This is a genomic window from Mesorhizobium sp. M7A.F.Ca.US.002.01.1.1 (assembly GCF_004022955.1).
In the GTDB taxonomy this organism is placed as follows: domain Bacteria; phylum Pseudomonadota; class Alphaproteobacteria; order Rhizobiales; family Rhizobiaceae; genus Mesorhizobium; species Mesorhizobium ciceri.
On record NZ_RZQE01000423.1, the window covers coordinates 1 to 5202 of the forward strand.

The 5202-nt window shown below is 64.3% G+C and carries 5 protein-coding genes; all 5 read left to right on the forward strand.

Annotated features, from left to right (window positions below; all coding sequences use genetic code 11):
* Positions 1-184 precede the first annotated feature (184 nt).
* Positions 185-1465 carry a histidine kinase gene (locus EN932_RS28470; protein ID WP_013528922.1) on the forward strand — a complete coding sequence of 427 codons (1281 nt, stop codon included), beginning with the start codon at positions 185-187 and terminating at the stop codon, positions 1463-1465.
* Complete coding sequence (locus tag EN932_RS28475; protein ID WP_027163049.1) at positions 1465-2187, forward strand: response regulator transcription factor; 723 nt, start codon at positions 1465-1467, stop codon at positions 2185-2187. Before EN932_RS28470 ends, EN932_RS28475 begins: the two co-directional genes overlap by 1 nt.
* Before the next feature lie 81 nt (positions 2188-2268).
* Entirely contained in the window at positions 2269-3270 is a 1002-nt protein-coding gene (locus tag EN932_RS28480; protein WP_127384659.1) for a YihY/virulence factor BrkB family protein, read from the forward strand.
* A 195-nt stretch (positions 3271-3465) separates the two neighbouring features.
* Positions 3466-4356: an SMP-30/gluconolactonase/LRE family protein gene (locus EN932_RS28485; protein ID WP_127384662.1), complete on the forward strand. Its 891-nt coding sequence runs from the start codon at positions 3466-3468 to the stop codon at positions 4354-4356.
* A gap of 96 nt (positions 4357-4452) precedes the next feature.
* On the forward strand, positions 4453-5202 hold a 750-nt coding region (locus EN932_RS28490; RefSeq protein ID WP_128369243.1), incomplete at its 3' end, for a substrate-binding domain-containing protein.

Consider the following 5202-nt stretch of genomic DNA (forward strand, 5'->3'; position numbering starts at 1 on the left):
GGAGCACAAAAAGAAAACCCCGCCAGTGCGGCGGGTCACCGGCGCAAATCAGCACCATAGACGAAAATGTACCATAGCTGAGGTCACCGAGTCAAGAAAAAATTCCTATGACCAAAGGCACCGTCGTTGACAGCGGCGGCGGCATGCGTCCACTATTTCCCGGCACGGGAGGATCGTGAAAGCAATGGCGGAAGTGTCCCTGGTCCTGATCGACCGGCTGCTGGCGATATCGCGGGCGCTTGCCGGCCATATCGATCCCGGCACGGCGTTCCGCGCGACAGCCATCGAGATCGGTTCGCTCATCCCGCACGACCACATGGATCTGGCGGTGCTGTCGCATGATGGGCGCCGGCACGCCTGTTACGAAGCCGGCTTCCACACCAGCTGGAGCGAGCTTGCCCAGCATCCGCTGCCGACCGAAGTCAGCCCGATCCGCTCGGTGCTGTGGGGCGAAGTCCCCTATCTGCTCGCCGACGACGCGCTGAGCGACGAGCGGTTCCATTTCGCCACCGCTATCGATGGTCCGATCTTCGCCGCCAGGCTGCGCAGCCGCATCGTCGTGCCGCTCAGGGCGCGCGGCGGCATCATCGGCGCGCTCAACATCAGCCGGCACGAGGTCGACTGCTACACGCTTGCCGATGTCGCGGTCGCGCAACAATGCGCCGACCTGATCGCGCCCTACATCTTCGCGCTGATCCAGACCGAGGAGGCGCGCCGCGCTATGCTGGCCGAGAGCGAGGCGCGAAATCGCGTCGAGCTGCTGCGCGTCGGCGCCTCGCAATTGACCGAAGGCATGGAGCGCGAACGCCGGCGCATGGCCATGGACCTGCACGACCAGACGCTTGCCGATCTCGCCCGGATCGCGCGCCAGCTCTCGGCACTTCGCGGCCAGGGCGTGGCGCGGGCAGCACAGCTTGCCGATCTCGAGAAGGAGGTCGCCGGCTGCCTGACGGAACTGCGCCACATCGTCGACGACATGCGGCCGAGCGTGCTTGAACTGTTCGGCCTGCGCGATGCGGTCGAGGCGCATCTCAACCGCAGCGTCGCCAGGGCCAAGCCGCCGATCGCCGTGCGCATCGCCGACACCAGCGACGGCGGCGCCGACAGCCTGTCGGAGCCAGTGCGGACCGCGCTCTACCGGATCGTGCAGGAAGCGATCAACAATGCCGTTCGCCATGCCGCGCCGCACCGCATCGACGTGCTGCTGGCGTCGACCGCGAGCGTGCTGCGGGTGATCGTCACGGATGACGGCCAGGGCTGCGGCGCCGTTGACCCGGCCGCGTATGGCGGCATCGGCCATATGCACACGCGGGCAGCCCTTATCGGGGCGCGGCTGCGCATCGGCCAGGCCGGCCGCAAGAACGGCGGCACCCGTGTCGTCGTCGAGATCGACCGCCAGCCATCACGGGAACTGGCGGCGGCTGCAACAATGCCTGGCGAACTCGCCGTATCGGAGGCCATGTGATGCTTGTGATGATCGCCGAGAATGACGGGCTGCACCGTAGCTTCGCGCGGCGAACGGTGGAGCAATTGTGGCCCGGTGACGTCGAGGTGATCGAAGCGAGTGACGGCGAGGACGCCATCAACCTGGCGACTGAGCGCGAGCCACTGCATGTCGTGCTCGATTTGCAGATGCCGAAGGCGACGGGAATCGAAGTTGCCAGGGCGATCTGGAACCGCCGCGCCGGCACGCACATCCTGTTCTGGTCGAATTTTGCCGACGAAGCCTATGTGCGCGGCGTGGCGCGCATCGTCCCTCCCGGCTCTGTCTACGGCTATGTGCTGAAATCGGCGACGGAGGAAGGCATGCGGTCCGCCCTGCGCGGGGTTTTCCGCGAAGGCCACTGCATCATCGACCGCGAGATCCGCGGCATCCAGCATCGCGTTCAGGACAAGTTCGAGGGCATCACCGACGGCGAATATGAAAGCCTGATCGATATCGCGCTCGGCCTGACCGACCGGGCGATCGCGGCACGGCGCGGCCTGTCGATCCGTGGTGCGCAGAGCCGCATCAAGCACTGCTACGACAAGCTCGGCATCGTGCCGGCGGAGGACGGCACCGGCGATGCTTCCGTGTTCAACTCGCGGACGCGGGCGATCTATCTCGCCATGGCGCGTGGCCTGATCAACATCGACGCACTGCGCCGCGAACAGGACCGGCTCGACGCCTGGCTGGCGGAGCACTGAAACAGCGGCGGCCACAAGCCGGAACATCAGAAGGTCCCGCGCATTGCTAGTGAACGCCAACTCAACGCCTGCGGATCCGAAGTGCGACCCTCATTTGCAGATTCATGGCACTTGGTGCGCGAAAGCGTCGTCGGTTTCATCGACGACAATGCGCTCAGCCATGGTGCGGCGATGGCCTTTTATGCCGCCACCTCGCTGGCGCCGATCTTGCTGATCGTGGTTGCGATTGCTGGTCTCGTCTTCGGCCACGATGCCGCACAATTGGCCTTGTCCGCGCAGATATCAGGGCTGATGGGACCGGAAAGCGCCGATCTCCTCAAGACTGCGCTGGAAAGTGCATCCGGCAGGCTGTACGGCACCTGGGCCGCGATCATAGGGCTGGTCACCTTGCTGGTGGCCGCGTCTGGCGTCTTCGGCGAAATGCAGCAGTCGTTGAACACAATCTGGAAGATCGAACCGCAAGGCAATTCCCTGTCGCGTCTGGTGAGGGCGCGGGCCGCCAGTCTGGGGTTGGTGGCCGCACTCGGGTTCCTGTTGCTGGTCTCTCTCATCGCAAGCGCTGCGATTTCGGCACTGGGCGCTTTCATCAACGCCCACCTGCCGTTTGGAACGATCATACTCAGCGGGATTAACGGCGTCGTTTCGTTTGCGCTTATCGCCGTGATGTTTGCCGCCATTTACAAGGTTTTGCCCGATCGAACCCTGGAATGGCGCGATGTGGCAATCGGCGCTGTCGGGACCGCGGCCCTGTTCACATTGGGAAAATCGCTTATCGGCTGGTATATCGGCACCAGCGCGATTGCGTCGTCGTATGGCGCCGCCGGCGGACTGCTCGTGATATTGCTCTGGGTTTACTACTCGTCGGAGATTTTCCTCCTCGGCGCCGAGTTCACGCGCGCCTATTCCGTTCGCCACGGCAGCCGGTCCGATCTGAAGAGGTTGGTTCACGGCCCTTTGCCCGCGCAGCACGACTCATTTCGCACAGGGCAAAAATCCAACTCTGCCGGCGTTGTCGTGCTCGTGGCGGTGGCGTGCGCGAGCGCAACCTTGACCGCGCTTTTGCGGAGTGTTCGCCGGCCCTGATCTGACGTCGCCGGTATTCTACGCTCGATAGGCACGGGCGACTGTGCAAATGCACAGTCGCCCGTGCGCTTTGACCCGTATCGGCTCGTCGGGACCGCGCCTACGCTCTGCCCCAACAAGAAGACTGTATCGGGAAGCGCTCATGCCATTCGTCACCATGCGGAGTAGCACGGCTGTTCGCGCCGGGAGCCGATGATGTCGGTGCCGGCGCGTGCGCGCCATTCCGGCTTCGACGATGTCGTCGGCGATGCGCCGATCGAAACGCTGGCGAGCGGCTTCGGCTTCCTCGAAGGACCGGTCTGGCATCCCTATGAGAAATGGCTGGTCTTCTCCGACATTCCGGAAAGCCGGATGTATCGCCGCAGTGCCGAGGGCGAGATCGAGCTGTTCCGCGAGCCGAGCCACAAGGCCAATGGCAACACGCTGGACCGCCAGGGGCGGCTGGTCACCTGCGAGCACGCAACGAGCCGCGTGACCCGCGCCGAGCCCAACGGCAGCGCAACAGTGCTGGCCACGCACCATCAGGGCAAGCAGCTCAACAGTCCGAACGATATCGTCGTTGCCACCGGCGGATCGATCTACTTCACCGATCCGGGCTATGGCCGGAGGGAGTTCTATGGCGTGCCACGCCCGCAGGAGCTGCCGTTCCAGGGCGTCTACCGCATCGATGGCGACGGCGCCCGGCTGACATTGCTGGCCGACGATTTCGGGCAGCCGAACGGGCTGTGCTTTTCGCTGGACGAGTCGCGGCTGTTCATCAACGACACCGAACGCGGGCACATCAGGGTGTTCGGCGTCGAAGCCAATGGCGACCTCAATGGCGGCGCGGTGTGGGCAGTAACCGAGGGCGAGGGGCCGGGAGCGCCCGACGGCATGAAGATCGACAGCCGCGGCAATCTTTACTGCACCGGACCCGGCGGCATCCACATTTTCGACGCGTCGGGCACCATTCTTGGCGTCATCCGGACGCCTGAAGATTGCGCGAATTTCACCTTCGGCGACGACGATTTGCAAAGCCTCTACATTGCCGCGTCGACGTCGCTGTACCGGCTCAGGGTGCGCGTGCCGGGATTGAGACTGTTTTGAGCTCGCGACAATCCGTGCTCAAATCAGAGTTGGGAGTGAGGCCGGGGTCAAAGCCGGTGGGAATACAGCAGTCAACACATCTGGGAGGATAACGACATGAAGAAACTGTTCGTTCTGGGCGCTCTGGCGGCAATGCTCGCTTCGGGCACGGCGCTGGCCGACACCAGTGGCAAGAAGATTGCTTTTTCCAACAATTATGCCGGCAATTCCTGGCGGCAGGCGATGCTCGACAGCTATGGCATCGTCACCAAGAAGGCGGTCGCCGACAAGGTGGTCGGCGCGGCCGACATCTTCACCACCGCCGACAAGGAGGTGCCGACGCAAGCGGCGCAGGTGCAGAACCTGATCCTGCAGGGCTATGACGCGATCGTCATCAACGCTGCCTCGCCGGATGCGCTCAACGGCGCCATCAAGCAGGCCTGCGATGCCGGCATCACCGTCGTCTCCTTCGACGGCACCGTGACCGAGCCTTGCGCCTACCGTGTCGTCGTCGACTTCAAGGACATGGGCAAGCAGGAAGTCGAGCAGATGGCCAAGTTCCAGCCCAAGGGCGGCAATCTGCTTGAAATCCGCGGCCTTGCCGGCACCTCGATCGACGATGCCATCCATGCCGGCATCCTCGAAGGCGTCGCCGCCCATCCCGAGTTCAAGATCGTCGGTTCGGTGACCGGCGACTGGGACCAGACGACGGCGCAGAAGGCGGTGGCGACCATCCTGCCGTCGCTGCCCGACATCGTCGGCGTCGTTGACCAGGGCGGCGACGGTTACGGCGCCGCACAGGCCTTCGCCGCCGCCGGCAAGCCGCGCCCGACCATCATCATGGGCAACCGCCAGGACGAGTTGCAG